We start from the raw sequence: 24,963 nt of genomic DNA, 5'->3' as shown, positions 1-24,963 counted from the left end.
ACGCTGTACGGCGTCGCGGCACCGGTCCCCGGCGGTCGCACCCCGCACCCGGACCGTCAGCGGTGGCTGGAGGACAGCGGGTCACCGGCCGCACGGACGACGCCGGCGATCCAGGCCATGGCCTCGGGCACGTCGTAGTTGCCCGCGTGCGGCTGGTTCCAGGCGAGCAGGTAGTCCAGGTTCTCGACCTGCCGGTCGGAGGCGAGCGCGCGGTCGAGGTTGACCGAGACGGTGAACGCGGTGTCCCGGTCCCGGGTGCCGTGACGCACGTACCAGTTCGGCGCGGTGTCGGCGCTGGTACCGACGAAGTCCATCGGGTTCAGGAGGTGGACCTGGTCGTCGACGGCGGTGCTCTTCCCGGCGGTGTACTGGTCCCAGGTGAGGCCGGTGTCGTCGAGGCCGCTGCCGTCGCCGGCGACGTCGTTGTGGTTCCAGCTGTACTCGGTGTAGTTCATGTACTTCCGCGTCGGCGGGCCGAAGAGGTCGGTCTCGGTGCCGCTGGTGGTGTTCCCGTCGACGCCGACGGCGTCGAAGGCGGGGGTCGTCTTGAGCGTGGCCTGGGTGGCGACGAAGGAGAGGTACTTCTCCATGTCGACGGAGCGCACCGTGCCGGTGGTGTCGTCGACGTCGATCCAGTCGTTGACGTACGACTTCGTGGTGGGTGAGCCGCCGGGGGCGCCGGACGTGATCTCGAAGGTGCCGCCCAGCGGCGGGATGGTGTGGGCGGGGTCAGCCTTCAGGTAGGTCTCGGCGGAGCGGACGACCTCCTTCTCGATGGTGTCGAGCATGGTCGCGGCGGTGAGCCGGGAGCCGTCCGGGTTGCGCAGCCCGAGGCTCTTCTCGTACGCCGCGAACCGGGCCGCCAGCTCCGTGGCCGCCTCGGGCGAGGCGTTGGAGCCGGTGGCGTCGCGGGTACCGAGGGCGTTGTACAGCCACTCGTAGGCGATGTCGGCGTTGCCGAGGTCCGTGATCGGGCAGTACGCGTTGACGGCGAACACGTCGTCGCGCAGGGTGCTGCGGCCCTTGGCGTCGATACCGGCGGCGCCGATCGCGGCGAGGTAGGGGGCGTACTCGGCACTGTTGCCGGAGGCGCCCAGGATCGACACCAGCGCCCCACCGCCGCTGGTGCCGTTGATGACGATCCGCTCCGCGCTGCCGGGCATCGCGGCGTCGTTGAGGCGCAGGTAGCGCACGGCGGCTTTGGCGTCGACCACCGCCGCGGGGGCCTTGCCGGGGGCCGAGCCGTCGGCCCCGACCAGTCCGCGGCTGCGGTTGGCGACGTCGACGAAGACGTAACCGGCCTTCAGGGCGGCGCCGACGTTGCTGGTCGAGCTGTTGTACGAGGTGCCGGCGGTGACGCTGGCGCGGACGTAACTCGCCTTCCAGCCACTGTTGTTGACGGCGAAGTAGACCGGGGCCCGCTGGTCCTCGAAGGCGCTCTCGGGGACGAAGACGTTCATGCTCTGGTAGCCGCAGCCGGTGTTGGGGATCGTGGTGCCGCCGCCACCGGGACCGCCGGGCTGCTGGGCCGCCGCCGCGACCGGGTCGGCGACGTAACAGATCTCCTTGTACCAGCGCACGTTCATCGGCCGGCCGTCGACCGTGACGGTGATCGTGGTGTAGGCGGCGGAGTCGAAGTCCAGCGCGGCGTCCTGGGGGTCAGCGGCGTGGCCGTGGTGCCGCGCGGCGGACGCGCCGGTGGCGGCCGCCGCGACGGAGGCCGGCGCCACGGCGGCCGTGAGCGCGAACGCGCCCGCGAGCGCCACGCCTCTCAGGAGACGGGTGCGGGCCACCGGGCGTCCTTGCCGCGGCCCTCTCGGGTGGGTGAGTGCCTCGCGTCCGGTGGACACGGAGTGCGGCTGCATGGAGTCTCCCCTCATCGAGCACCGAGTGCCTCGCCGATACCTCGGGGCCGAGGCGAGACGCACGCTACAAGATTGTTAACAATATGCACAGCAATCTCACGGACTTTTTCTGGCGGTCGACGGCGACGGCGGGCCGGGGCCGTGCGCCGGTCGTCCGGGGTGTCGCGCCGGGTGGTCACGCTCCGGCTTCACACCTCGCGGGGCGACCGCGCGCCCCGTTACCCGGCACGGCGGGGGTCGTTGCCCAGGCAAAAGGCGCGTGAGCAGGGGGAACGCGTGAGCCGCGCATGCCGCGCGTGCATCCCGATCCGCGCCGCTCCCCTGACACCGCGGGGTGAGTTCTCCCTCCCCGTCCAGAGCACCAAGGCGGTCCCATGACGACGAGCAGCACCGACAACAGCTCCGCGACGCCCCCCGAGCCGGCCACGCGGCCGTCCGACCGCCGGCCCGAGGGCGGGCGCAGGTGGAACAGCGCGACCACCGTGGCCTACGCCGTGGCGATCGTCAGCGCCGTGGCGGCTGCCGTCCTGTCCCCGCTGGGGGAGCACGTCATCAACACGTTCCTGGAAGAACCGACCTGCCCGGGTGAGGCATGCGAGGGGAAGAACCCCGGCAAGCAGGGCTGCGACGGCGACGCGCGCACGTTCAAGCCGGCCGCCGGGAACCCCGCCGAACTCCAGCTCCGCTACAGCGAGGAGTGCCAGGCGGTGTGGGCGAAGATCGAGCGCGGCAGCAAGGGGGACCTGGTCACGGTCGAGGCGACCGGGGGCGCCAAGCGCACCGCCGAGATCGACTACGGCGACGACCAGTACACCCACATGGTGCGGGTGGGCGACGGCGAGTTCGAGGTCACCGCCTGCGCGGTCCCCAAGCCCGGCGGCAAGAGCACGTACGACTACTACTGCGTCCACGGGACCGAGGCGACCGCGTGGCAGTGACCGCACGCCGAGGACGACCAGCGGGCCCCTGACGCCTCGGGAGCCGCGCCCCGGCGCGGCTCCCGAGGCGTCAGCTCGTGACGAGCGTCGTCGTCACCACCACCGTCGTCACCACCACCGTCGTCACCACCACCGTGGTGATCGCCGTCAGCGCCCGTGCGACGCCTGCGAGAGCGCGTCGACGGTCACGTCGACGATGGCCAGGAGCTGTGCCGGACTCGCCCCGGCTCTGCTCATGACAGCGAGGGACTGGTTCACGGCCGCCACGTGCACAGCGAACGCCTCGGCGTCCTGGCCGGTCATCCGGCCCGCCTCCAACGCGGCGCGCAGACGCAGGCGCTGGAGGCCGAGCGCCTGCCTGGCGTGCGCCGCGACGGCCGGGCTCAGCACGGGAATCGCCATGGCCGACTGGGCAATCAGGCAGCCGTCGGGCAGTTCGGGATCGGCGATGCGCTCAAGGGTGACGTCGAAGAACGCGCGGACCGCCGCAACGGGCTCGGAGACCGCACTCGCCAGGGCGGCGGCGTACTTTTCGCCGTAGCGCGTGGCGTAACGATCCAGGCAGCGCAGGAACAGCGTGTCCTTGTCGCCGAGCGAGGAGTAGATCGAGCTGCGGTTCAGGCCGGTGGCCCGGGACAGGTCGTCGACCGAGGTGTCGGCGTAGCCGGCGCGCCAGAACTGGATCATCGCAGCGTCGAGCACCGTGTCCATGTCGAACTGCTTCTTGCCTGCCACGTGGCACTTCCCTGCTGGTGTGTCGGTGTTCCCGTCGCTGCCCGCCATCCTATCTTGAACTGACCGTTTCAAGACGTGTTAGCCTCCCAGGCATGATCGTGACCGGGCGTCCCCCGCAGACCGGGACGGCGCGCGGCAGGCGCCCCACCCCCACCGCCGAGCACCGCACTGGCCGCCCTCGTCAGCCGCATCGCCCTCACGGGCCCGGCCCTCGGCCGGACCGCCGGACCGCCGGACCGCCGGACCAGCACACCCCGACACCGTTGGAGGACCCCATGACCGTCTCCGCAGGCAATCCCGTCCCTGACCTGCCCCTGCACGACCTGGCCGGTTTCATCCACCGCTGGGTCGACGCGGACGGCATCCGCCTCCATGCCGTCGAAGGCGGCCGACCGGACGGTCCGGCTGTCGTCCTGCTCGCCGGGTTCCCGCAGACCTGGCGGGCCTGGCGCAAGGTCATGCCCGGCCTCGCCGGCCGGTTCCGCGTCATCGCGGTCGACCTGCCGGGCCAGGGGCACTCCGAGCGCCCGGAGCGCGGCTACGACACCCACACGGTCGCCGCCCACGTCCACGCCGCCGTCAAGGCACTCGGAGTGCCGGCCTACTGGCTGGCCGCCCACGACATCGGCGCCTGGGTCGCCTTCTCCCTCGCCCTCGACTACGAGAGTCACCTGCGCGGGGTCGCCCTGCTCGACGCCGGAATCCCCGGCATCACCCTTCCGGAGGCGATTCCCACCGACCCCGCCCAGGCGTGGAAGACCTGGCATTTCGCGTTCCACCTCGTGCCCGACCTGCCCGAGACGCTGCTCACCGGCCGCGAACGGGAGTACGTCGACTGGTTCCTGAAGGCGAAGGCCCTCGATCCCGGCACGTTCGACGACGCCGACCTCGACCACTACGCGGCGGCCCTCGCCGCCGACGGCGGCCTCCGCGCCTCCCTCGCCTACTACCGGGACGCCGCCGAGTCGGCGCGCAGGAACCACCAGGCGCTCGACCGGCGGCACCTGACCCTGCCCGTCCTCGGGATGTCCAGCAGCCACGGCTCCATCCCGGACATGGCGGCCTCCATCAGCCCATGGGCCGACGCCACCACCGGAGTCATCGTGCCCGGCGCCGGGCACTTCATCCCCGACGAGCAGCCCGAAGCCGTCGCTGCCGCGATAGCCGACTTCATCGCCGACGGCGACCGACACCGCTCAGGTGCGAGCGGTCCGCCCCGCATCGTCGGCGTCCCGGCCGCCGGCGTCCACGACAGCGAAGGGCTGAAGCAGCCGATGCCGAACGCTCGGGCCGACGCAGATCGACGCGCTCTGCGACACTCCCTGCCCGAGTTCGGTAAGGAAAACGACAAGCAGCGCATCGAACCCATCCTGGACCCCTACGCCGAGGACGCCATCCGGGGAGGTGCCGGAGAGCACGACGACAACCAGTGATGCCGCGGTGCGCTCGCGGCCCGCGAGGCGTTCGACGCGTCCGAATCGGCTGCTCCCGCGGAAGTGACGGGCGGATCGCTGTTCAACCAGTTCTCCGGCCACGGGACATGGCGGGACTCCTTGGAAGGCGGTGGTGTCAGGCGGCCCGGGAGCGCGGGGCGAGGTGGTGCGGGAAGCGGAGACAGCACAGGGCCGCGGCGCAAGCGGCGGCGACCACCAGGCCCGCGCCGAGCAGGAGGGCCTGCCGGCAGGCGGAGGACCCCATCAGGACGGGTCCCCGGCCTCGTACACGTCGGCCATGCGCCTGCCGACCCGGGCGGCCGTCTCCCGCAGCCAGATGTGGGCGGCGTCGTGGGTGTGCACCGGATGCCACCACAGCGCCTCGCGCAGCGGGACCGCCTCGTACGGCGGCTCCACCACGCGCACGGCGGCGAGCGGTGCGAGGAGGCGGGCGAGGCGGGCCTGGACGAGGGCGATGCGCCGGGTACCGGCGATGAGCAGGGGCAGCAGCTGGAAGCTGTCGACGGAGACCTCGACGCGCGGTTCGACGCCCAGCATGCCCAGTTGGCGTACCGCCGGGGCGTCGTAGGTGCGCTGGTAGGTGACCCACGGCAGGCGGGCGAGGTCGTGCCGGGTGAGCCGGTCGTCGACGCTGGGGTGATCGTCGGCGACGAGAAAGACCCAGCGGTCCCGGTAGAGGTCGGCGGCGGGGAAGCCGCTGATGACGCCGTGCGGCATGAGCAGCCCGTCGGTGGTGCTGAGCAGGGTGGCGGTGTCGTCGACCACGCTGGTCGGAGTCTGGCTGAAGCGCAGCCGGATCCCGGGCGCCTCCTCGTGCACGACGCGGGCGAGTTCGGTACCGAAGACGGCCACGGCGTAGTCGGAGGCGACGAGCTTGAACTCACGGCTCTCCGCTGCCGGGTCGAACGTGGCCTGGCTGGCGAAGAGACGTTCGAGCAGGTCATAGGCGGTGGAAGTGCGGTCCAGGAGGACCTGGCCGAGGGCGGTCAGCTCGTAGTGGCCGCCGACACGGGCGAGCAGCTCGTCGTCGAAGTGGCGGCGCAGCCTGGCCAGGGCGGCACTCATGGCGGGCTGGCTGAGACCGATGCGCTGCCCGGCACGGGTGACGTTGCGCTCCTCCAGCAGCGCACGCAGGGCGACGACGAGGTTGAGGTCGAGGCGGGCCAGATTCACGGGGCTTCCCTTTGCGGTGCGGCGCTGACCAGGAGTAATTCACGTCATGGATGCTCGTCATCCATGGAAGCAATTTCCCTGATCGTGGGTGGCGGGTCCAGATTAGTCCCACCGCAATCAGGAGGACATGTCCGTGAAACCCGAACCCGCGTCCACGCTCTTCGCAGGACCGTTCGCCCTCGCCACGCTCTCGGCCCCGGACGGGCCCACGTTCCCTGCCCTGGTCACCCCCGACGCCCGGGTACTCGACCTGCGGGCCGCTCTCGACGATGACCGACTGACCGTCCGGAGTCTTCTGGAGAGCTGGACGGCGGCCCTCCCCCGGCTGCGGACGCTGGCCGAGGACGGCGGGCCGGAGCGGAAGCCGCTGGCGGACTTCCGGGTGCACGCTCCCGTGGAGCCGCGCCAGGTGTTCCAGTCGGGGGCGAACTACCGGCAGCACGTGATCGACCTGCACGTCGCGCACCGCGCCCCGGGCGACGACCGGCCCGAGGAGGAGCGGCGGGCGGAGGCGGCGGAGATCATGGACCGGCGGGCGGCCGAGGACCTGCCGTACGTGTTCATCGGTCTGCCGAGCGCGATCACCGGGCCGTACGACGACGTCGTGCTGCCCGCGTGGGCCGAGAAGCCCGACTGGGAACTGGAGTTGGCGGCGGTCATCGGCCGGCCGGCCCACCGGGTCTCCGTAGAGGAGGCACTGGACCACGTCGCCGGGTACACGATCGCCAACGACCTGACCGACCGCGCCACCGTCTTCCGCCGGGACATGCCGCAGATCGGCACCGACTGGCTGCGCAGCAAGAACGCCCCCGGGTTCACCCCGCTCGGCCCCTGGATCGTGCCCACCGCGTCGATCGCGGACCCGGGCGACCTGCGCCTCACGCTGAAGCTCAACGGCGAGAACATGCAGGACGAGTCCACCAAGGACATGATCTTCGACGTCGCCCGGATGGTCTCCTACGCCTCGCAGACCGCCCATCTGCTCCCCGGCGACCTGGTGCTCACCGGCTCCCCCGCCGGCAACGGCATGCACTGGGGCCGGCTGCTGCGCGACGGCGACGTGATGGACGCCTCCATCACCGGACTCGGCGCCCAGCGCACCCGTTGCGTGGCGGAGGCGGCCCGGTGACCCTGGACCGCACGGACCCCGAGGGCTCGATCGCCCGGGCCGCCAAGGCGTACTCCAACTGGGGCCGCTTCGGCGAGGACGACGTGCTCGGCACGCTCAACTTCCTCGACGAGGCCAAGCGCCGTGAAGGTGCTGCGCTGATCCGGCGGGGCGTCAGCTTCTCCCTGTCGCAGCGGTTCGACATGGACGGCCCGCAGAAGGGCTGGCGGCGCCGGACCAACCCGGTGCACACCATGCTGGACACCGGCACCGACGCCGCCGCCGGCAACCAGGGGTTCCCGCACGGCCTGGGCGGCGCCGACGACGTGATCGCGATGCCGTTGCAGTGCTCCACGCAGTGGGACGGGCTCGGGCACATCTTCGACCACGGCAAGGCGTGGAACGGGCGGGACGCGGCGCGCACGGTCACCTCGGACGGCGACCTCGTCACCGGCATCGAGCACATGGCCCCGCACGTCGCCGGGCGCGGCGTGCTGCTGGACGTCGGCCGGGTGATCGGCACCGACGGGGAACTGCCCGACGGGTTCGCGATCACCGAGGAGCACCTGACGGCGACCGCCGAGGCGCACGGGGTGACGGTGGGCCGCGGTGACATCGTGGTCGTACGGACCGGGCAGCTGTCCCGGGTGCGGCGCGAGGGCTGGGGCGAGTACGCCGGCGGGCCGGCGCCCGGCTTGTCGTTCACCTCGGCCGGCTGGCTGCACCGTACCGAGATCGCCGCGATCGCCACCGACACCTGGGGCTTCGAGGTCCGGCCCAACGAGTTCGAGCACGCCTTCCAGCCGCTGCACCAGATCGCCATCCCCAACATGGGTCTGCTGATCGGCGAGATGTGGGACCCGGACGCGCTCGCCGAGGACTGCGCGGCCGACGGCGAGTACGCCTTCTGGCTCACCGCCGCTCCGCTGCCCATCACCGGCGCGGTCGGCTCCCCCGTCAACCCGATCGCCGTCAAGTAGCCATAGGAACAAGGGAGTTCCCCATGAGCAAAACCCGTACGGTCCTGGTGATCGGCGGAGGTGCGGCCGGCAACGCCGTCACGGTCCTGCTGCGCCGCGCCGGCTACTCGGTGGACCTCGTCGAGGCCAAGGACGACTGGAACGCCACCGCCGGCTCCGGCATCACCCTTCAGGGCAACGCCCTGCGCGTCCTGCGCGAACTCGGTGTCTGGGAGCAGGTGAAGGAGTCCGGCTTCGGCTTCGGCTCCATCGGTATCACCGCCCCCGACGGCACCGTCCTGCACGCGCAGGACGACCTGCGCACCGGTGGCGACGGCCTGCCCGCCACCGTCGGCATGCAGCGCCCGCAGCTCCAGCAGATCCTCATCGAGGCGGTGCGGGCCAGTGGCGCGTCGGTCCGCCTGGGCACCACCGCCGAGATCCTCGACCAGGACCCCGACGGTGTCCACGTCCGGCTCTCCGACGGCTCCGAGCACCGGTACGACCTGGTGATCGCCGCCGACGGCCTCAGCTCCACCACCCGCGCCGCGATCGGAATCACCGACAAGCCCGAGCCCACCGGCATGGCCATCTGGCGCATCGCCGCCCCGCGTCCGGCCGGGGTGGAGCGGACCGACCTCGCCTACGGCGGCCCCGCCTACATCGCCGGGTACTGCCCCACCAGCGAGACCACCCTCTACGCCTACGTCGTCGAGGCCAACCGCGACCGCGCCTCCATACCTCCCGAGTCGTACGCCGAGGAGATGCGACGCCTCGCCTCCGCCTACGGCGGCTTCTGGCCGGAGATCACCGAGCACATCACCGACCCGGCGAAGGTCAACTACACCTGGTTCGACCGGATGCTGGTCGAGGGTTCCTGGCACCGCGGCCGGGTCGTGCTGATCGGCGACGCCGCCCACTGCTGCCCGCCCACCCTGGCCCAGGGCGCAGCCCTGTCCCTGGAGGACGCCTGGGTGCTCGCGCAACTGCTGACCGCCTCCGAGAGCTGGGACGACGCGCTGTTCCAGGCGTACTACGAGCGGCGGATCGCCCGCGTCCGCCCGGTCGTGGAGGCGTCCGTGCAGATCGGGCAGTGGCAGCTCGACGGGGTCCGGGACGCCGACGTGCCCGGCCTGATGGCCCGCACCATGACCATGCTCAGGGAACTGCCATGAACCGGCCCACCATCGACGTGCACGCGCACCTCCTGCTGCCCGAGGTCGAATCACTCGTGGCCGGCCTGCCGGGACTGGCGGAGGCCAAGGAGCTGGACGCCCGGCGCAACGGGTCGGCGGCACTCGCGGTCAGCGGACCCATGGTCCGTGAACGCATCCCCCGGATGACCGACGTCGCCCTGCGCCTGGCCGCGATGGACGCCCAGGGCGTCGACGTGCAGCTGGTCAGCCCCTCTCCCTCGCACTACCACTACTGGGCGGACCCGGAGACGGCCGAGAAAGTGTACCGGCTGGCCAACGAGGCGACGGCCGCGCACTGCGCGAAGGCGCCCGACCGGCTGCGCGGGCTCGGCCTGGTGCCGCTCCAGCACCCGGACCACATGGTGCGCGCCCTCGAACACGCCCTCGAACAGGGGCTGGCCGGGGTGGAGGTCTCCAGCCACGCACCCGGCCGGGAGCTGTCCGACCCGGCCTACGAGCCCTTCTGGGCCCGGGCCGAGGAGACCGGCGCGATCCTCTTCCTGCACCCCTTCGGGTGCACGCTCGACGAGCGCCTGGACCAGTGGTACCTGTCCAACACCGTCGGCCAGCCGGTGGAGAACGCCGTCGCGCTCTCGCACCTCATCTTCTCCGGCGTACTCGACCGCCACCCCGGGCTGAAGCTGATCGCGGCGCACGGCGGCGGTTACCTGCCCACCCACATCGGCCGCTCCGACCACGCCTGGTCGGCCCGCTCCGACGCGGGCGCCGGCTGCGCCCACCTGCCCAGCAGCTATCTGAAGCGGCTGTACTTCGACTCCCTCGTGCACGATCCGCACGTGCTGCGGGAGCTGGTCCGCGTCGCCGGCGCCGACCGGGTGCTGCTCGGCTCCGACTTCCCCTTCGACATGGGGACCGAGGACCCGGTCGGCGCCCTGCGTGCCGCCCGCCTGTCCGAGGCCGACCTCGATGCCGTACGCGGCCGGAACGCCGCGACCCTGCTCAACCTCACCCTCGTCTGAGGAGGAACCCATGAGTGCACGTCTGCTCACCCACCTGCGGCACGTCGACCTGGCCGTGCCCGACTACGACAAGCAGCTCGACTTCTACGCCGGCGTCTGGGGCCTGACCAAGGTCGCCGAGGACTCCGGTATCTCCTTCCTGGCCGCCGAGGGCTCCCCCGAGCAGTACGTCGTGCGGCTGCGCAAGGCCGAGGAGAAGCGCCTCGACCTGGTCTCCTACGGGGCCGCCTCGGCCGCCGACGTCGACACGCTCGCCGAGCGGCTGCTGGCCGGCGGCGTGCAGCTGATCACCCGGCCCGGCACGGTAGACACCCCCGGCGGCGGCTACGGCTTCCGGTTCTTCGACGTCGACGGCCGCACCATCGAGGTCTCCGCCGACGTCGAGGTCCGGCAGCACCGCAAGATCGAGGAGAAGGAGGCCATCCCGGTCAAGCTCTCCCACGTCGTCCTCAACTCCCCCGACCTGAACCGCACCCGCGAGTGGTACGAGCGCCACCTCGGCTTCGCCCTGTCGGACACGCTGTCCTCCCCGCACATGGGCGAGGTCATGCACTTCATGCGGATCAGCAACCAGCACCACTCGATGGCCATCGCCCAGGGCCCGCACACCGCCCTGCACCACGTCTCCTTCGAGATGCGCGGCCTGGACGAGTACATGCGCGGCTCGGGACGGGTGATGCGCGCCGGCTTCCGGAAGATCTGGGGACCGGGCCGGCACATGGCCGGGGACAACACGTTCACGTACTTCCTCGACCCGCACGGCAACACCGTCGAGTACACCACCGAGCTGGAGATCCTCGACGAGGACACCTGGCACCCGCACGTGTACGACTTCTCCCAGCCCGAGGTCACCGACCAGTGGGGCACTGCCAACCCCATGAACGAACTGGTCGCCAAGGAGTCCTTCAACGACCCCGACCGCGGCGTCTTCATCGCCCCGCCGGTCTGAGCCGGCTCCCCCGTCCCGGGGACGCGACCGTGCTGTCCACGCCCTGGCGCACACCGTCGCGTCCCCGGCCCCGGCCTGCCCTCCGCACCCCCACGGCTCCCGCATCGACGACGATGGAAGGAACCGCCCCATGACCACACGCACCACCCGCCTGTCCCGTCGCGGCCTGCCGGCCGGCGGAGCCGCCGGCACCGCGCTCGCCGCCGCCCCGCAGGCCGCCGCGGCGGCAGAGGCCGGCGCGCGGCGGCCGGACATGGGCGCCGTGGTGCAGCTGCCGGGTACGGCGGGCGGCCCTCCGCCGTACGGAGACAGGGCGGGCATCGCCTCCGCCGTGACCGTCGACGGCGACACCTACCTGGTGGACTGCGGGCGGGGCGCCGTGACGCAGTACTTGCGGGCGGGACTCTCCATGCCGTCGCTCAAGGGCATCCTCCTGACTCTCCATGCTCGACGTGACCGAACTGCCCGCGCGGTGGGGGACGGTGGGGGCCGTCCTCGGCACACCCCGGCTGAAGGTCATGGCGACCAGGATCCCGCACGGCAACATGTCGCCGTCCTACGCCTACCGGTTCGACACCGGGCACGGTTCCGTCGTCTTCTCCGGCGACACCACCCGCAGCGACGAACTCGTCGCCCTGGCCCGGGGCTGCGCCCTCCTGGTCCACGAGGTGGTCGACACGTCGTGGTTCGAGAAGCAGGGCATGCCCGAGCGCCTCGTCCACCGTGGGCCACGACCTCATGCGCATCCCGCTCGGCTGACCGACCCTCCCACTGGAGTCACACCATGCGTTTCGCCGCCTACGAGCACCGCCACCGCCACCGGGTGGCCGTCGTCGAGGACGACGGCACCCTCTACCCGCTGCCGGGCGTCTCTTCTCTGTCCGCCCTGCTCACGGAGGCCGACGGCCTGCCCGCACTGCTCGCCGCCGGCCGGGAGGCACTCGACGTTCCGCCCGGTCCGCATGTCTCCGAGGTACGGCTGCTCGCGCCGCTCCGGCCCACGTCGGTACGGGACTTCGTCACCTTCGAGGAGCACGTCGAAGGTGTACGCCGGTCCGTCGACGGCGTCGCCGGGGTGCCCGAGCAGTGGTACGCGGCCCCGACCTTCTACTTCACCAACCCGCACGCGGTCTACGGCCACCGGGAGGACATTCCGATGCCGCCCGGCTCCGCCGTGCTGGACTTCGAGCTGGAGGTGGGCGCGGTGATCGGGCGAGAGGGCCGGGACCTCACCCCCGAGCGGGCCCGCGACCACATCGTCGGCTACACCGTCTTCAACGACTGGTCCGCCCGTGACCTGCAAGGCGCGGAGATGAAGGTGGGCCTGGGCCCCTGCAAGGGCAAGGACACCGCCACCACCCTCGGCCCGTACCTGGTCACCGCCGACGAGCTGGAGCCCTACCGGGACAGCGACGGCTTCCTGCGCCTGGCGCTCACCGCCGAGATCAACGGTGAGAAGGTCGGCGAGGACCTGCTGTCCAACATGAGCTGGACCTTCGAGGAGATGACCGCCTACGCCTCCCGCGGCACCCGGGTCGTCCCCGGTGACGTCCTCGGCTCGGGCACCTGCGGCAACGGCGGCTGCCTCGCCGAACTCTGGGGACGGCGAGGCGAGCAGACCCCGCCGCCGCTCAAGCCCGGCGACACCGTCACCCTCACTGTCGAGGGCATCGGCACCCTGACGAACACCGTCGTCCCCGGCCCGGAGCCCGTACCGCTCCCGACCGGCCGGCGGCGCAGCCGGGAGCGGCCGTGAGCGACCTGCGCCCCAAGAGGCTGCTCGGCAAGGTCGTCGTCGTCACGGGTGCCGCCCGCGGTCAGGGCGCCGCCGAGGCCGAGGCCCTCATCCGGGAGGGTGCCCGTGTCATCGCCACCGACGTCACCGACGCGCCCGGCTGCCGCCGGCTCGACGTCACCAGCGAGCAGGACTGGGCCGAACTCGCGGCCGAGCTGCGGGAGTCGTACGGGCAGGTGCACGGCCTGGTGAACAACGCGGGTGTCACCTGGCGCGCGCGGGTCGGTGACGTCCGGACCGAGGACATGGCGCGCGTCCACGCCGTCAACGTCACCGGCCCGTTGCTCGGCATCCAGCACTTCACGCCGCTCATGCCGGCCGGCTCCTCCATCGTCAACGTCGGCTCCTCGGCGGCCCTCACCGCCCACTACCCGGTCGCCTACACCACCAGCAAGTGGGCCCTGCGAGGACTGTCGAAGACGGCTGCTCTGGAACTGGGCCCGCGCGGCATCCGCGTCAACACCATCCACCCCGGCTACATCGAGACCGAGATGACCGCCTCCGCCGCCCCGGCGTTCCGCGAGGCCAATGTCCGCGAGACGCCGCTCGGCCGCACCGGCACCGCCGGCGAGGTGGCGCCCCTGGTCGTCTTCCTGCTGTCGGACGACGCGTCGTTCATCACCGGTGCCGAGATCCCCGTGGACGGCGGCCTGACCGCGCACGGCGGGGTCAAGTCCGTCTCCGACGCCCTGCTCGCCGCGGAGGCCGGCGGATGAAGCGGCTGGACGGCAAGGTGGCCCTGATCTCCGGCACCGCCCGCGGCCAGGGCCGGGCGGCGGCTCTGCGGTTCGCCGCAGAGGGCGCGCTGGTCGTCGGCGGCGATCTGCTCCACGAGGAGGCCATGGAGACCCAGCGGCTGGTCGCCCGCGAGGGCGGCACCATCCTCACCCCCGGCCCGCTGGACGTCACCGACGAGGCCTCCGTGCGGTCCTGGACCGAGGAGGCCGTGGACGCGTTCGGCGGCGTCGACATCGTCTACGCCAACGCCGGAGCCGTCCGCTTCGGGGCGCTCACCGACCAGTCGTACGAGGACTTCACCTTCACCCTGCGCGCCGAACTCGACTCCGTGTGGCTGACGGTCCGGGCGGCCTGGCCGCACCTGATACGCAGCCGAGGCTGCGTCCTGACCGTCGGCTCGACCGCCGGACTCACCGGCTCGCTGACCAACCCGCGCACCGCCCACTCCGCCGCCAAGGGCGCCGTGATCGCGCTCACTCGCCAGCTCGCCGCGGAGGGCGCCCCGTACGGCGTCCGCGCCAACTGCGTCAGCCCCGGCCTGATCGACACGGACGGCTCCCGCGCCAACCTGCTCGCCGACGACCACCCGATGCGCGGCACCGCCCGCCACGTCCCGCTCGGGCGGCTGGGTCTGCCCGAGGACGTCGTGAACGCGGCCGTCTTCCTGGCCTCCGACGAGGCCGCGTACATCACCGGCGTCAACCTCGTCGTCGACGGTGGGTGGTCCACCGTGCTGCCCGGCGCCATCACCTGAAAGGAATCCCGCACGTGAACAAGGTCCGCGACAGCGCCGCCGAGGCGGTCGCCGACATCCCCGACGGCGCCTCGCTCGCCGTCGGCGGCTTCGGTCTCTCCGGCGTCCCCGCCGCCCTCATCGACGCCGTGTACGTCCAGGGGACGGCCGGGCTCCAGGTCGTCTCCAACAACTGCGGCACGGACGGCCGCGGTCTCGGCGTCCTCCTCGCGGCCGGCCGGATCGCCCGCGTCACCGGCTCCTACGTGGGCGAGAACAAGGAGTTCGCCCGCCAGTACCTCAGCGGCGAACTGGAGGTGGAACTGACCCCGCAGGGCACCCTCGCCGAACGGCTGCGCGCCGGCGGCGCGGGCATCCCCGCCTTCTACACCCCGGCCGGCGTCGGCACCCAGGTCGCCCAGGGCGGCCTGCCCTGGCGGTACGCCCCCGACGGCACGGTGGCCGTCACGTCTCCGCTCAAGGAGACCCGGGAGTTCGGGGGACGCCCGTACGTCCTGGAACACGGGATCACCACCGACTTCGCCCTCGTACGGGCCTGGCGCGGCGACCGGCACGGCAACCTCTGCTTCCGCCGCGCCGCCGCCAACTTCAACCCCCTCGCCGCGATGGCCGGACGCGTCACGATCGCCGAGGTCGAGGAACTCGTCGAACCCGGCGAACTGCCCCCGGAGGACGTTCATCTGCCCGGGATCTACGTGCAGCGGGTCGTCACGCTCAGTCCCGCGCAGGCCGCCGACAAGCCCATCGAGAAGAGGACGGTACGTTCCTGATGTCCTGGACCCGCGCTCAGATGGCCGCCCGCGCCGCCGCCGAACTCACCGACGGCTCCTACGTCAACCTGGGCATCGGCCTGCCCACCCTGATCCCCGGCCACCTCCCGCCCGGGGTGCACGTCGTCCTGCACTCCGAGAACGGCATCCTCGGCACCGGCCCCTACCCGTACGAGGACGAGGTCGACCCCGACCTGATCAACGCGGGCAAGGAGACCGTCACCGTCCTGCCCGGCGCCTCCTTCTTCGACTCGGCGCTCTCCTTCGGCATGATCCGCGGCGGCCACGTCGACACCGCCGTCCTCGGCGCCATGCAGGTGTCGCAACGCGGCGACCTGGCCAACTGGATGATCCCCGGCAAGATGGTCAAGGGCATGGGCGGCGCGATGGACCTCGTGCACGGCGCCCGCCGCGTCATCGTGCTGATGGAGCACACCGCCAAGGACGGCAGCCCCAAGATCGTCCAGGAGTGCGCGCTCCCCCTCACCGGTGAAAGGTGCGTCCACCGCGTCATCACCGACCTCGGCGTCATCGACGTCACCGAGGAGGGTCTCGCCCTCGTGGAGACGGCCCCGGGCGTCACCGTCGAGGACATCACCGCGCGCACCGGCGCGCCGCTGCGTCCGGACAGCCTCACGACCGCCTGCTGAACGCGAAGCGCACCGGCTCCCCGGAGCCGGTGCGCGTGCGTGATGTGGCGGCTCCTCACCCGGCGGAGACCGTTGGCTTCGGGGGCTTCGCACGGACTCGTCGACGAGAGCCGAGGGACTTGGTCCCCTTGAGGCCGGAGCCTTCGAGCCGGAATGCGAGGACCACCCCCAGCCCGAAGACCAACCGGTCCCCACCGGTACCAGGCGGCCCGGGCCTCCGGGCCAGGCACGTTGACACCTACGTGAGCGGATCGCACGGCCACGGGCAGTCAACCCGCCGACAACGCTGCCGCCCCGCCCGGACCCGGCCTCGTCGGACCTGGTCGCCCCATGTTCGCTGCCGGGTGAACAGGGCCGCAGGGCGTGGTGATGAGGCCCAAACCGAGCATGGCGGTGAACACGAGCGCGGACGCGCCCATGATGGCCAGCGCGTTGACGGCGAACACGAGGGCGGTAACCGGCGGGGGACATGCCGTAGACACCCCGTTCCTGGTGGAGGCCACCCCGCGATCGCGATCCTGCCCACGTGATGCTCGCCCTTCAACACGGTCGAGCCTTCACCGGCACCCTCGCTCTGCTCCGATCATGGCTCTGGCGGTGAGTCACCAGGGGCGCACCCAGGCACACCGGCCCAGCAGGACCTCTACGCAGCTCATCGCCTGTTTCCGCGTGGTTTCAACGGCACGTTGGGCAGCACCGGGGCGGGCAGGGGTTCGCCGTCGTACCCCTCCACCCGACCGAATCGTCGCCCCTCCGCCCAGTCCTCACGCGCCTGTACGATCTCCTCGGCCGACCGCGCGATGAAGTTCCACCACATGATGATCTCCTCCTGGAACGGCGGCCCGCCGAGCAGGACCGTGCGGGACGGTCCGGAAGAGTCGTTGTGGAGGGTCAGGGTGTCGGTGCCGGGGGGCACGTAGCCCAGTTCGGCGGGGTGCAACGCGGTGCCGTTCAGGTGCGGTTCGCCCTGGTCGACCAGGAGGCCGTGCTCGAAGGCGGGGTCGACGGGCAGGGTGACCGTGGTGTGCGGGGCGAGGGTGACTTCGGCACCGAGGAGGGGCGTGAAGGTCCGTACCGGTGAGACGGAACCGGCCAGGGAGCCGAGGAAGACGCTGATCTCCGCTCCGTCGACGTGTACGGGTTCGGGTGCGTAGTGCTGGAAGTCCCGCTCGGTGTCGCGGTGTTCGGACGGAAGGGCCACCCAGAGCTGGACGCCGTGCAGAACGGTGGTCCGGGGGGTGGACACCTCCGAGTGGCAGATGCCGTGGCCGCCGGTCATCAGGTTGAGCTCGCCGGGGCGGACGTAGGCGTGGGTGCCGAGGCTGTCGCGGTGTTCGATCTCACCGCTGAACAGCCAGCTGACCGTCTGCAGGCCGATGTGGGGGTGGGGCGCGACGTCCATGCCGCCGGTGCGGGCCACGTCGTCGGGGCCGTAGTGGTCGGCGAAGCACCAGGCGCCGATCAGGGACCGGGCCCGCTGCGGCAGGGTGCGGCGGACCGTCATGGCCCGCGGACCGCCCAGGGGGACGTCGCGCGGGGTGAGGACGTCGACGCGGCCTTCCTCCGGCCGTTCGCCGTCGTCCTTCGCGGGTCCGCAGCGGGTCCGTGCGGGTTCCGTCTCGACGTTGCTCATCGATGACCACCTCCGCCCCTCATGCTACTTTCATCTTCAATCACTTGCCCGCTCGCCCCGGCAGCGGCGGCGCCTCCGAGGGAGTCCGAGTTGAGCAGCCGTGTCTTCATCGACAAGCAGAGCCCCGAGGCGTACCGGGCGCTGGTGCGCACGTCGGAGGCGGTCCGGGCGGTCGCCGACGAAGCGGGGCTGGACCGGACCCTGGTGGAGCTGGTCAACCTGCGGGTGTCGCAGATCAACGGCTGCGCCTTCTGTCTGCACGTGCACACCCGCGCGGCGCTGCGCGCGGGTGAGACGACGCAGCGGCTCGGTGTGCTGGCCGCCTGGCGGGAGGCCGGGCTGTTCGACGACGTGGAGCGCGCGGCGCTCGGGCTGGCGGAGGCCACCACCGCGCCGGCCGACCTCCCCGCGCAGGACGTCGCCTACGCCGCGGCCCGCGCGGTCCTCACCGACGCGCAGATATCGGCGGTGATCTGGATCGCGGTGACCATCAACGCGTTCAACCGGGTCTCCGTCATGAGCCGGCATCCGGTGCCGCCGGAGCGCTGACCGCGTCCGCCGCCGTGGTCAGTACGCCGGCCAGTTCGGCGCCCAGTTCCGGGGTGGCGGCGACGATGCCCGACCAGCGGCGGGTGAGGTCGGTGTCGAAGACCAGGGGGCGGCCCCGGGCGTCGAGGACCACTCCCCCGGCGCGCGGCACCATGACGGCCGCCGCGGCCAGGTCCACCAGCCGGTGGGTGTCGGAGCAGGCGTCGGCGAAGGCGTCGGTGGCACCCTCGGCGACCAGCGCGGCCTCCAGGCAGGTGGTGGACAGGATGCGGACCCGGGCGGCGCGGGAGGCGGCGGCCCACCAGGCGGCGGCCGGACCCGGCTCGGCCGTGTGCGGGCGGAGCAGGGACAGGGCCGCACCGGACAGTTCCCGGCGGCCGGAGGTGCGGTACGGGACCGGCTGCTCGCGGTGGGCCCACCAGGCGCGGCCGGTGTCGAGCCACACCGTGTACGCCTCGGTGAACTCGCCGTCGACCGCCACGGCGGCGGCGAACGCGGTCAGCGGGACCCCGGCGGCGCCGTTGGCGGAACCGTCGAGGGGGTCGATGACCAGGGACACGGCGCTGCCGTGGTCGAGCCATCCGCTCTCCTCGGAGAGGATGTTGACGCCGTGCGGGCGCAGCGCGTCGATCACCGCGTCCTCGACCAGGCGGTCGATGCGCATGGTGGGGGTGCCGTCGGCGCCGGTCGCCACGGACTCGGCGAGGGTGGTGCGGTCGTACGCGGCGCGGGCGGCCGTATAGGCGTCGAGGGCGGCGCGCGCGGCGGCGGTGAGGGCCGGGTGGACGGCCGGGTCGGTGGCGGCAGTGGTGGTGCGTGTCGTCACAGTGGTCACCGTCCTGGGGTGCTGGGGAGCCGGGCGACGGAGACCGGGGCGCGTCGCCGTCCCGGGACTCCGCCGCGAGCAGGGGCCTGCGTACGGTGGGCCGGCCGGCGTCGGCGGTGACGGCGACCGGGTCGGCGCGGGACCCCGGAAGGCGGGCCGCCCCGGTCGGTGAGCCCGGCGGGGCGGGCGGCGCCCGAGGTGAGCAGGGCCACGGCCGAGTGCAGTGGTATCACGCCGTGCGTGCGCCGCGAGGCCCAGGACCGCGGCAAGTGGTCGGCTCCCCTTTTTTCGCCTGCTTCGGCTTCGGCCTCCGCGCTTGAGATCACCATGACGACAGGGGCTGCCACCTGCGGATTCGGGCATGGGTGCCGTGCGTCGTCGGCACGGTGGCCGTCAGTGGGGCCGGTCGCGGCAGCCCGGGGCGGGGCCGGATGGGGTCCGGGCCGCCGGGTGGGCCGGGACATCGGTGGGCCGGCGGCGGCGTCAGTCGACCGGCCAGGTGTGCACCGGGGCGTTGAGGTGCATGTAGTCGATGTACTGCAAGGTCATCAGCCGCAGCGCCTCGTGGCGGTCGCAGTGGGCCGAGGCGCGGATGTGGTGGAACATCTCCTTCTGCCACGTCGCCCCGTTGCGGCCGGTGACACACCGCTGCTCGATGACGCCGAGCAGCGGCTCGCGCCAGGCCGCGTCCATGCCGGAGAGTCCGAGACCGTGGTGGGCCAGCGGCAGCAGCCGGCGCAGGACGAGTTCGGCGACGGGCACCTCGCCCGTTCCGGGCCAGTACAGCCGTGCCTCGATGCCGTGCCGGGCCGCGGCGTGCAGGTTCTCCTCCGCCGCCGCGAAGGACATCCGGGACCACACCGGGCGTTCCTCCTCGACCAGGGCGCGCGTGAGTCCGTAGTAGAAGGCGCCGTTGGCGAGGGTGTCGGCGACGGTGGGGCCGGCCGGCAGGACGCGGTTCTCCACGCGTACGTGCGGGCGGTCGCCGGCGACGGCGTAGACGGGGCGGTTCCAGCGGTAGATGGTGCCGTTGTGCAGGGTAAGTTCGCCGAGTTCGGGGATGTCGCCGCGGTCGAGTGTCTCGGTGGGGCTCTGTTCGTCGCACAGCGGGAGCAGGGCCGGGAAGTAGCGCAGGTTCTCCTCGAAGAGGTCGAAGACGCTGGTGATCCAGCGTTCCCCGAACCAGACCCGGGGCCGTACGCCCTGCACCTTGATCTCCTCGGGGCGGGTGTCGGTGGCCTGCTCGAAGAGGGGGATGCGGGTCTCGTGCCAGAGTTCCTTGCCGAAGAGGAAGGGCGAGTTGGCGGCCAGCGCGACCTGGACGCCGGCGATCGCCTGGGCCGCGTTCCAGTAGCCGGCGAACTCGTCAGGTGACACCTGGAGGTGGAACTGCGTGCTGGTGCAGGCCGCCTCCGGCGTGATGGTGTCCGCGTAGGTGCGCAGCCGGTCGTCCCCGTCCACCTCGATGCGCAGGTCCTCGCCGCGGGCCGCGAAGATCTGGTCGTTGAGCAGGCGGTAGCGCGGGTTCTCCGACAGGGCGGCGTCACCGGCGTCCTCCTGGCGGAGGGTGGGGAGGATGCCGGTCATGATCAGCTGGGTGCCGACCGACCTGGCGCGCTCGTCGGCGTGGTTCAGCGCGGCCCGGATCTCGGACTCCCAGGCGTCGGGACCGCCCGCCGTCAGACTGCGCGGCGGGATGTTGACCTCCAGGTTGAAGCGGCCCAGCTCGGTGTCCCAGGCCGGGTCCGCGATCGCCTCCAGCGCGTCGCTGTTGCGCATCGCGGGCTCGCCCTCCGCGTCGACCAGGTTCAGTTCGATCTCCAGGCCCACCTGGGGCCGCCCCGACTCGAACCGTGACTCGCGCAGCATCTGGGCGAACGCGTCGAGGCACTCCTGCATCTTGATGCGGTAGCGGCGGCGGTCCTCTCGGGTGAAGACCAGAGCCGGAACGTCCCGTCCCATCGGCTTCCTTCCGGGTTCTCCTCCCAGCGTCGCACCGCCGGACGACTCCCACCAGACGGGGCGGACCCGCCGGCGGGCCGTCGGCCCGGCCCGGGGCCGGTGCCGTACGCCGTCCGGGTGACCGGCGGCGCGGGGCCGCCGGCGTACGCGTCCGAGACCGCGGGGCATCGTGGGCGTTTCCCGGGGCACTCTCACTGCCGGAGACACCGGGCATGAACGGTGGGGATCGGAGGCTGCCATGCTGTCGTACCGTCTGGAGCACGAGGTGCTGGTCATCACGGTGGAGCGGGACCCCGGGATCGGCGGCCGGGCCGGCCTGGCGAGCCGGATCACGGATCTGGTCGACGCCCACCGGCCGAGCCCGGTGGTCGTCGTCATCGACGACCGGGCGGCGGGCAGCGCGGCGGTCAGTGCCGTGCTCCGGGCCCATCAGTTCTGCGCCCGGCTCGGCGTCCTCATGTCCGTGGTCACCCACAGCGCGCCGCTGCGCCGTCTGCTGGAGGCCGACGGCAGCACCCGCGGGCCGCGGCTGGTGGTGCACGCCCGCACGGACACGGCGATCGCCGGCAGCTTCGCCGCGGCGGCCTGAACCACCGGGTGCCTCCCCGTGCCGTCAGCGGCGCGCGAAGGACAGTACCGCGAGAAGCGTGGCGGGCCGGCGGGTGGAGAGGTAGAGGTAGGGCGCGGGGCGGTCCGGGTCGTCGAGTTCGATGCGCACGGCGGTCGGGACGTAGCCGCGCAGCAGCATCGCCGCGGACACGTCGGCCCGCCGGGTGCGCCACAGGAACGCCTCCTCGGCGTCCAGGATCTCCACCATGCCGAGCGAGGTCAGGGGGTAGCGCAGCCCGCCCGCCGTGAGGTGACCGCCCGTCACCACGATGGCGGCGGAGCCGTAGGCGTACAGTCCCAGGGCCGTCAGCGCGACGGTGACCGCGAGGCCGCCGAGCGCGGCGGCGGGTCCGAACGGCAGCAGGACGGCGGCGGTCATCGCTCCCGGCAGGGCGCTGAGCCAGAACCAGGTGCCGGGCACGGCGAGACGTTCTTCGTACAGACGCATACCCATTACCTTGTCAGGCCCTGACCGCGGAACGAGGTCGGGGACACCGCCGGCCGCGGTGGCTTCGGGCAGGCGGGCGGGGCGGTGGCGACGGCACCCGGCCGTGGCATCGTGGCGTTCATGACCCTCGACGTACGCCCCGCCTCGGTCTTCGAGGACATGCGGGCCCTGCTCGGCCCGAAGTCGCCGGACGCCACCGTCTGCTGGTGCCTGAGCCACCGCGTCCCCTCCAAGCTCAACAACGAGCTGCGGGGCCCGGCGCGCGGCGCGTACGCCGCCGGACTGTGCCGGGCCGATCCACCGCCCGGGGTGCTGGCGTACGACGGTGACGAGCCGGTCGGCTGGGCCGCCGTCGCCCCGCGGTCGGCCACCTCCTTCGCCCGCAGCCGCACGATCCCGCACGTCGACGACCTGCCGGTCTGGTCGCTGTGGTGCGTCCGGGTACGCCCCGGGCACCGCGGGAAGGGCGTCTCGCACGCGCTCATCGCCGGTGCCGTGGACTTCGCCCGCTCCCACGGCGCCCCGGTGATCGAGGCGTATCCCCTCGACAACGGGGACGCCAGGGTCGACATGACGATGGCGTACGCGGGGATCCGCAAGAACTTCGAACGCGCCGGGTTCACCCACGCCGCCGACACCACGTCGGTGCTGGCCGGCCATCCCCGGGTGCTGATGCGGCTCGACCTGCGGCGCTGAACGCACCGGGGCGTCCGCCGGGCCGGCCGCCGTCAGCGCACGTCCGCCCCTTCGGCCGTCGCCGTATCCGGCGTCGGGGTGGACGCGGGCGCTGCCATGCGCTCGTCGTAGCCGGTGGCGGGGTCGACGACGCGGCCCGCGGCCCACCAGTTCTCGCGCGCCGTCTCGATCACGGTCATCAGGATGTCCTCCTCGGGAACTCCGGGGCACTGTCGCAGGTTGTCGACGACGGCCGCGAAGAGCGCCGTCTTCTGCTCGGCGGGGCGGTGGTTGAAGGAGAACTGGAGGAACATGGCGCGTTCCCCGCGCGGCAGGCCGAAGGCCACCGGCTGCATGTGGAAGTTGTCGGGGCCGACTTCGTGGAAGACGTGGAACTGGTCGTCCTCGGGGATTCCCAGCACGTCGACCATGGCCCGGTGGATGCCGAGGGAGACGTCCCGCCGGTACTGGGCAGTCGTTCCCTTGCGCAGATACACGTTCGTCAGAGGCATGTCCGTCACGCTACGAGCCGCGCGGGGCATTCCGCCAACGAATGGTTCGCATGCCCCCTATGCTGTCTGCTCATGGTGATCCCATGGAGATGACACTGGTCGGGCTGCGGGTGCTGCGCGAGGTGGCGGAGCGGGGCACGTTCACGGCTGCGGCGGAGGCGCTGGGGTACACGCAGTCGGCCGTCTCCCGGCAGGTGGCGGGGCTGGAACAGGCGGCCGGCGTCCGGCTCTTCGACCGCCACCCCGGGGGTGTGCGGCTCACCGGTCCGGGGCGCGCGCTGCTGCGGCACGCCGTCGTCGCGCTGGACGCGGTGGCCGCCGCCGACGAGGAGTTGCACGGCGCGGCGACCGACGGCGGCGTCGTCCGCCTCGGTTTCTTCCCTCCCGCCGGACCGGTGGTCGTGGCCGGGGCGCTGGCCGCGCTGCGCCGGGACCACCCCCGGGTGCGGGTGACGACCCGTGAGGGCACGACCCCGTCGCTGGTGCGGGCGTTGCGCGCGGGCACCCTGGATCTCGCCGTGCTGTCCTCCCGGCCACCGCACCGCTCCCCCGACACGGAGGACCCGCCGCTGCGGGCCGAGCCGCTGCTTCGGACGCGGCTGGCCGTGGCGGTGCCGGCGGACGGCCCGCTCGGCGCACGCGGCCACGTCACCGCCGAGGAGCTCGCGCGGGAGCCGTGGATCGCCGGACCGGGCAGCGCGGACGAACCCCTGCTGGGCGTCTGGCCGGGGCTGCCCGGACGCCCGGCGGTCCGCCACACCGCCCGGGACTGGCTGACCAGGCTCCACCTCGTCGCCGCCGGGGCCGGTGTCACCACGGCGACCCCGGCGCTGCTTCCGGTCCTGCCCTCCGGGGTGCGCCTGGTGGACGTGGCGGGCGTCGCCGAAGAGGTACGCCGGGTCAGCCTGGTACGGATGCCGGGCGCCGTCGCCGCGCCGGCCCAGGCCCTGGCGGCCGCCCTGCGGCGGCAGGCCGCCGGGCTGAGCGGCTGAGCACCGCCCCCGGTCGCGTCCGGCGCGGGCCGGGTGTCCGCTGTGGGTCGGGGGTCCGGCGCGGGCCGAGCCCCCGGCGCGGGCCGAATGTCCGGGGCGGGCCGAATGTCCGGGGGCTGGGTCTCCGGTGCAGTGCAGGCCAGGTGTCCGGTGCAGGCCGGATGACCGGTGTGCACGCCGGATGACCGGTGTGCACGCCGGATGACCGGTGTGCACGCCGGATGACCGGTGTGCAGGCCGAATGACCGGTGTGCAGGCCGGATGACCGGTGCACGCCGGATGGCCGGTGCAGGCCAGGTGTCCGGTGCTAGCCGGGCGTCCGGGGCGTCGCACGGGGCGCCGGCGGGGTGGTCGTGGTCACCGGATGTCCCCCTGCCAGTCGAACCGCCGGCCGTCCGTCGGCCGGGGCGCGTACACGGCCCGTCCCCCGGGGCCGTAGCGGCCTATCTCCGTAGGCAGCGCGACGCTCTCCGGCACCCCGGTCCCGAACGTGCCGGTGACGTCCAGGAGCAGGCCGTCCAGCGGGCCGCCCACCAGTTGCGCGTACGCACGGCCGGTCCGGGGCCCGGGGTCCCCGTGCTCGGCTCCGTAGACCCGGCCGCGCATGAACTCCGCCTCATCCATGACGGTCAGCCTCGCATCCGGCACTGACATCGCCACCTGCCGCGCCCCCGGCCCCGCGCCCCTGCCCCG

25 protein-coding genes and 1 pseudogene are annotated in these 24,963 nt (G+C 72.6%); 16 read left to right on the top strand and 10 right to left on the bottom strand.

What is annotated here, in order from left to right:
* Positions 1-56 precede the first annotated feature (56 nt).
* On the bottom strand, positions 57-1,793 hold the full coding sequence (locus ACIQR3_RS19005; protein ID WP_403540171.1) for a subtype B tannase: 1,737 nt from the start codon (positions 1,791-1,793) through the stop codon (positions 57-59).
* A 446-nt stretch (positions 1,794-2,239) separates the two neighbouring features.
* On the opposite strand from ACIQR3_RS19005, the gene ACIQR3_RS19000 reads away from it, so the two are divergent.
* On the top strand, positions 2,240-2,803 hold the full coding sequence (locus tag ACIQR3_RS19000) for a DUF2690 domain-containing protein (RefSeq protein ID WP_403540169.1): 564 nt from the start codon (positions 2,240-2,242) through the stop codon (positions 2,801-2,803).
* Between the two features lie 147 nt (positions 2,804-2,950).
* On the opposite strand, the gene ACIQR3_RS18995 is transcribed toward ACIQR3_RS19000, so the two are convergent.
* Positions 2,951-3,538, bottom strand: coding sequence for a TetR/AcrR family transcriptional regulator (locus tag ACIQR3_RS18995; RefSeq protein WP_403540168.1), 588 nt, complete (start codon positions 3,536-3,538; stop codon positions 2,951-2,953).
* A gap of 275 nt (positions 3,539-3,813) precedes the next feature.
* Between ACIQR3_RS18995 and ACIQR3_RS18990 the strand changes: the two are divergent.
* Positions 3,814-4,725 (top strand): annotated as a pseudogene (locus ACIQR3_RS18990) (alpha/beta fold hydrolase); the annotation flags it as partial.
* 382 nt (positions 4,726-5,107) lie between these two features.
* On the opposite strand, the gene ACIQR3_RS18985 reads toward ACIQR3_RS18990, so the two are convergent.
* Positions 5,108-5,236, bottom strand: a complete 129-nt coding sequence (locus ACIQR3_RS18985; RefSeq protein WP_403540166.1) for a hypothetical protein — start codon at positions 5,234-5,236, stop codon at positions 5,108-5,110.
* Positions 5,236-6,165 (bottom strand): LysR family transcriptional regulator, encoded by a 930-nt coding sequence (locus tag ACIQR3_RS18980; protein ID WP_403540163.1) that lies wholly within the window; start codon positions 6,163-6,165, stop codon positions 5,236-5,238. Before ACIQR3_RS18980 ends, ACIQR3_RS18985 begins: the two co-directional genes overlap by 1 nt.
* Positions 6,166-6,292: 127 nt before the next feature.
* Here ACIQR3_RS18980 and ACIQR3_RS18975 point away from each other — a divergent pair, with 127 nt between their 5' ends.
* The 10 genes from ACIQR3_RS18975 (at position 6,293) to ACIQR3_RS18930 (ending at position 16,064) form a co-directional block, all read left to right on the top strand.
* The gene (locus tag ACIQR3_RS18975) at positions 6,293-7,294 is read left to right on the top strand and encodes a fumarylacetoacetate hydrolase family protein (RefSeq protein ID WP_403540162.1); all 1,002 of its coding nucleotides are present in this window, start codon (positions 6,293-6,295) and stop codon (positions 7,292-7,294) included.
* Entirely contained in the window at positions 7,291-8,253 is a 963-nt protein-coding gene (locus ACIQR3_RS18970; RefSeq protein WP_403540160.1) for a cyclase family protein, read from the top strand. Before ACIQR3_RS18975 ends, ACIQR3_RS18970 begins: the two co-directional genes overlap by 4 nt.
* 23 nt (positions 8,254-8,276) lie before the next feature.
* A complete protein-coding gene (locus ACIQR3_RS18965) occupies positions 8,277-9,407 on the top strand; it encodes an FAD-dependent oxidoreductase (RefSeq protein WP_403540159.1) in 1,131 nt (376 codons plus the stop codon).
* Complete coding sequence (locus tag ACIQR3_RS18960) at positions 9,404-10,408, top strand: amidohydrolase family protein (RefSeq protein WP_403540157.1); 1,005 nt, start codon at positions 9,404-9,406, stop codon at positions 10,406-10,408. The genes ACIQR3_RS18965 and ACIQR3_RS18960 overlap by 4 nt, the downstream gene beginning before the upstream one ends.
* Positions 10,409-10,418: 10 nt before the next feature.
* Positions 10,419-11,357, top strand: coding sequence for a VOC family protein (locus tag ACIQR3_RS18955; protein WP_403540154.1), 939 nt, complete (start codon positions 10,419-10,421; stop codon positions 11,355-11,357).
* 784 nt (positions 11,358-12,141) lie between these two features.
* On the top strand, positions 12,142-13,113 hold the full coding sequence (locus tag ACIQR3_RS18950) for a fumarylacetoacetate hydrolase family protein (protein ID WP_403540152.1): 972 nt from the start codon (positions 12,142-12,144) through the stop codon (positions 13,111-13,113).
* Positions 13,110-13,868 (top strand): SDR family NAD(P)-dependent oxidoreductase, encoded by a 759-nt coding sequence (locus ACIQR3_RS18945; protein ID WP_403540149.1) that lies wholly within the window; start codon positions 13,110-13,112, stop codon positions 13,866-13,868. The genes ACIQR3_RS18950 and ACIQR3_RS18945 overlap by 4 nt, the downstream gene beginning before the upstream one ends.
* Positions 13,865-14,644 carry an SDR family NAD(P)-dependent oxidoreductase gene (locus ACIQR3_RS18940; RefSeq protein WP_403540147.1) on the top strand — a complete coding sequence of 260 codons (780 nt, stop codon included), beginning with the start codon at positions 13,865-13,867 and terminating at the stop codon, positions 14,642-14,644. The genes ACIQR3_RS18945 and ACIQR3_RS18940 overlap by 4 nt, the downstream gene beginning before the upstream one ends.
* Before the next feature lie 14 nt (positions 14,645-14,658).
* Entirely contained in the window at positions 14,659-15,414 is a 756-nt protein-coding gene (locus ACIQR3_RS18935) for a CoA transferase subunit A (protein ID WP_403540144.1), read from the top strand.
* A complete protein-coding gene (locus ACIQR3_RS18930) occupies positions 15,414-16,064 on the top strand; it encodes a CoA transferase subunit B (protein ID WP_403540142.1) in 651 nt (216 codons plus the stop codon). Before ACIQR3_RS18935 ends, ACIQR3_RS18930 begins: the two co-directional genes overlap by 1 nt.
* 652 nt (positions 16,065-16,716) lie before the next feature.
* On the opposite strand, the gene ACIQR3_RS18925 is transcribed toward ACIQR3_RS18930, so the two are convergent.
* The gene (locus ACIQR3_RS18925; protein WP_403540139.1) at positions 16,717-17,697 is read right to left on the bottom strand and encodes a pirin family protein; all 981 of its coding nucleotides are present in this window, start codon (positions 17,695-17,697) and stop codon (positions 16,717-16,719) included.
* A 90-nt stretch (positions 17,698-17,787) separates the two neighbouring features.
* Between ACIQR3_RS18925 and ACIQR3_RS18920 the strand changes: the two genes are divergently transcribed.
* Positions 17,788-18,246, top strand: coding sequence for a carboxymuconolactone decarboxylase family protein (locus ACIQR3_RS18920; RefSeq protein WP_403540136.1), 459 nt, complete (start codon positions 17,788-17,790; stop codon positions 18,244-18,246).
* Here ACIQR3_RS18920 and ACIQR3_RS18915 read toward each other — a convergent pair.
* Both ACIQR3_RS18915 and ACIQR3_RS18910 read right to left on the bottom strand, forming a co-directional pair.
* On the bottom strand, positions 18,212-19,072 hold the full coding sequence (locus ACIQR3_RS18915) for an inositol monophosphatase family protein (RefSeq protein ID WP_403540134.1): 861 nt from the start codon (positions 19,070-19,072) through the stop codon (positions 18,212-18,214). The two genes, ACIQR3_RS18920 and ACIQR3_RS18915, sit on opposite strands and share 35 nt — an antisense overlap.
* 483 nt (positions 19,073-19,555) lie before the next feature.
* Positions 19,556-21,034 (bottom strand): glutamate-cysteine ligase family protein, encoded by a 1,479-nt coding sequence (locus ACIQR3_RS18910; protein ID WP_215165310.1) that lies wholly within the window; start codon positions 21,032-21,034, stop codon positions 19,556-19,558.
* Between the two features lie 238 nt (positions 21,035-21,272).
* Between ACIQR3_RS18910 and ACIQR3_RS18905 the strand changes: the two genes are divergently transcribed.
* Positions 21,273-21,623 carry a hypothetical protein gene (locus tag ACIQR3_RS18905; protein ID WP_403540131.1) on the top strand — a complete coding sequence of 117 codons (351 nt, stop codon included), beginning with the start codon at positions 21,273-21,275 and terminating at the stop codon, positions 21,621-21,623.
* Positions 21,624-21,647: 24 nt separating this feature from the next.
* On the opposite strand, the gene ACIQR3_RS18900 is transcribed toward ACIQR3_RS18905, so the two are convergent.
* Complete coding sequence (locus tag ACIQR3_RS18900) at positions 21,648-22,091, bottom strand: DUF3093 domain-containing protein (RefSeq protein WP_403540128.1); 444 nt, start codon at positions 22,089-22,091, stop codon at positions 21,648-21,650.
* Between the two features lie 120 nt (positions 22,092-22,211).
* Here ACIQR3_RS18900 and ACIQR3_RS18895 point away from each other — a divergent pair, with 120 nt between their 5' ends.
* Positions 22,212-22,787: a GNAT family N-acetyltransferase gene (locus ACIQR3_RS18895; RefSeq protein WP_403540126.1), complete on the top strand. Its 576-nt coding sequence runs from the start codon at positions 22,212-22,214 to the stop codon at positions 22,785-22,787.
* 32 nt (positions 22,788-22,819) lie between these two features.
* Here ACIQR3_RS18895 and ACIQR3_RS18890 read toward each other — a convergent pair whose 3' ends face one another.
* The gene (locus ACIQR3_RS18890; RefSeq protein ID WP_403540123.1) at positions 22,820-23,278 is read right to left on the bottom strand and encodes a tautomerase family protein; all 459 of its coding nucleotides are present in this window, start codon (positions 23,276-23,278) and stop codon (positions 22,820-22,822) included.
* 83 nt (positions 23,279-23,361) lie between these two features.
* On the opposite strand from ACIQR3_RS18890, the gene ACIQR3_RS18885 reads away from it, so the two are divergent.
* The gene (locus tag ACIQR3_RS18885) at positions 23,362-24,270 is read left to right on the top strand and encodes a LysR family transcriptional regulator (RefSeq protein WP_403540122.1); all 909 of its coding nucleotides are present in this window, start codon (positions 23,362-23,364) and stop codon (positions 24,268-24,270) included.
* A 357-nt stretch (positions 24,271-24,627) separates the two neighbouring features.
* On the opposite strand, the gene ACIQR3_RS18880 is transcribed toward ACIQR3_RS18885, so the two are convergent.
* A complete protein-coding gene (locus tag ACIQR3_RS18880; protein ID WP_403540120.1) occupies positions 24,628-24,894 on the bottom strand; it encodes a hypothetical protein in 267 nt (88 codons plus the stop codon).
* Between the last annotated feature and the right edge of the window lie 69 nt (positions 24,895-24,963).

Source organism: Streptomyces sp. NPDC090994 (assembly GCF_044768905.1).
Taxonomy (GTDB): Bacteria; Actinomycetota; Actinomycetes; order Streptomycetales; family Streptomycetaceae; genus Streptomyces.
This window is presented reverse-complemented; position numbering and strand designations above follow the sequence as displayed.

Excerpts from the sequence above, each read along its gene's own strand:
- ACIQR3_RS18880 (WP_403540120.1), bottom strand. The coding sequence starts at position 24,894 with ATGGATGAGGCGGAGTTCATGCGCGGCCGGGTCTACGGAGCCGAGCAC.
- ACIQR3_RS18975 (WP_403540162.1), top strand. The coding sequence starts at position 6,293 with ATGTCCGTGAAACCCGAACCCGCGTCCACGCTCTTCGCAGGACCGTTC.
- ACIQR3_RS18905 (WP_403540131.1), top strand. The coding sequence starts at position 21,273 with ATGCTGTCGTACCGTCTGGAGCACGAGGTGCTGGTCATCACGGTGGAG.
- ACIQR3_RS18960 (WP_403540157.1), top strand. The coding sequence starts at position 9,404 with ATGAACCGGCCCACCATCGACGTGCACGCGCACCTCCTGCTGCCCGAG.
- ACIQR3_RS18890 (WP_403540123.1), bottom strand. The coding sequence starts at position 23,278 with ATGCCTCTGACGAACGTGTATCTGCGCAAGGGAACGACTGCCCAGTAC.
- ACIQR3_RS18925 (WP_403540139.1), bottom strand. The coding sequence starts at position 17,697 with ATGAGCAACGTCGAGACGGAACCCGCACGGACCCGCTGCGGACCCGCG.
- ACIQR3_RS18895 (WP_403540126.1), top strand. The coding sequence starts at position 22,212 with ATGACCCTCGACGTACGCCCCGCCTCGGTCTTCGAGGACATGCGGGCC.
- ACIQR3_RS18955 (WP_403540154.1), top strand. The coding sequence starts at position 10,419 with ATGAGTGCACGTCTGCTCACCCACCTGCGGCACGTCGACCTGGCCGTG.
- ACIQR3_RS18940 (WP_403540147.1), top strand. The coding sequence starts at position 13,865 with ATGAAGCGGCTGGACGGCAAGGTGGCCCTGATCTCCGGCACCGCCCGC.
- ACIQR3_RS19000 (WP_403540169.1), top strand. The coding sequence starts at position 2,240 with ATGACGACGAGCAGCACCGACAACAGCTCCGCGACGCCCCCCGAGCCG.
- ACIQR3_RS18900 (WP_403540128.1), bottom strand. The coding sequence starts at position 22,091 with ATGCGTCTGTACGAAGAACGTCTCGCCGTGCCCGGCACCTGGTTCTGG.
- ACIQR3_RS18930 (WP_403540142.1), top strand. The coding sequence starts at position 15,414 with ATGTCCTGGACCCGCGCTCAGATGGCCGCCCGCGCCGCCGCCGAACTC.
- ACIQR3_RS18950 (WP_403540152.1), top strand. The coding sequence starts at position 12,142 with ATGCGTTTCGCCGCCTACGAGCACCGCCACCGCCACCGGGTGGCCGTC.
- ACIQR3_RS18885 (WP_403540122.1), top strand. The coding sequence starts at position 23,362 with ATGGAGATGACACTGGTCGGGCTGCGGGTGCTGCGCGAGGTGGCGGAG.
- ACIQR3_RS18985 (WP_403540166.1), bottom strand. The coding sequence starts at position 5,236 with ATGGGGTCCTCCGCCTGCCGGCAGGCCCTCCTGCTCGGCGCGGGCCTG.
- ACIQR3_RS18965 (WP_403540159.1), top strand. The coding sequence starts at position 8,277 with ATGAGCAAAACCCGTACGGTCCTGGTGATCGGCGGAGGTGCGGCCGGC.
- ACIQR3_RS18910 (WP_215165310.1), bottom strand. The coding sequence starts at position 21,034 with ATGGGACGGGACGTTCCGGCTCTGGTCTTCACCCGAGAGGACCGCCGC.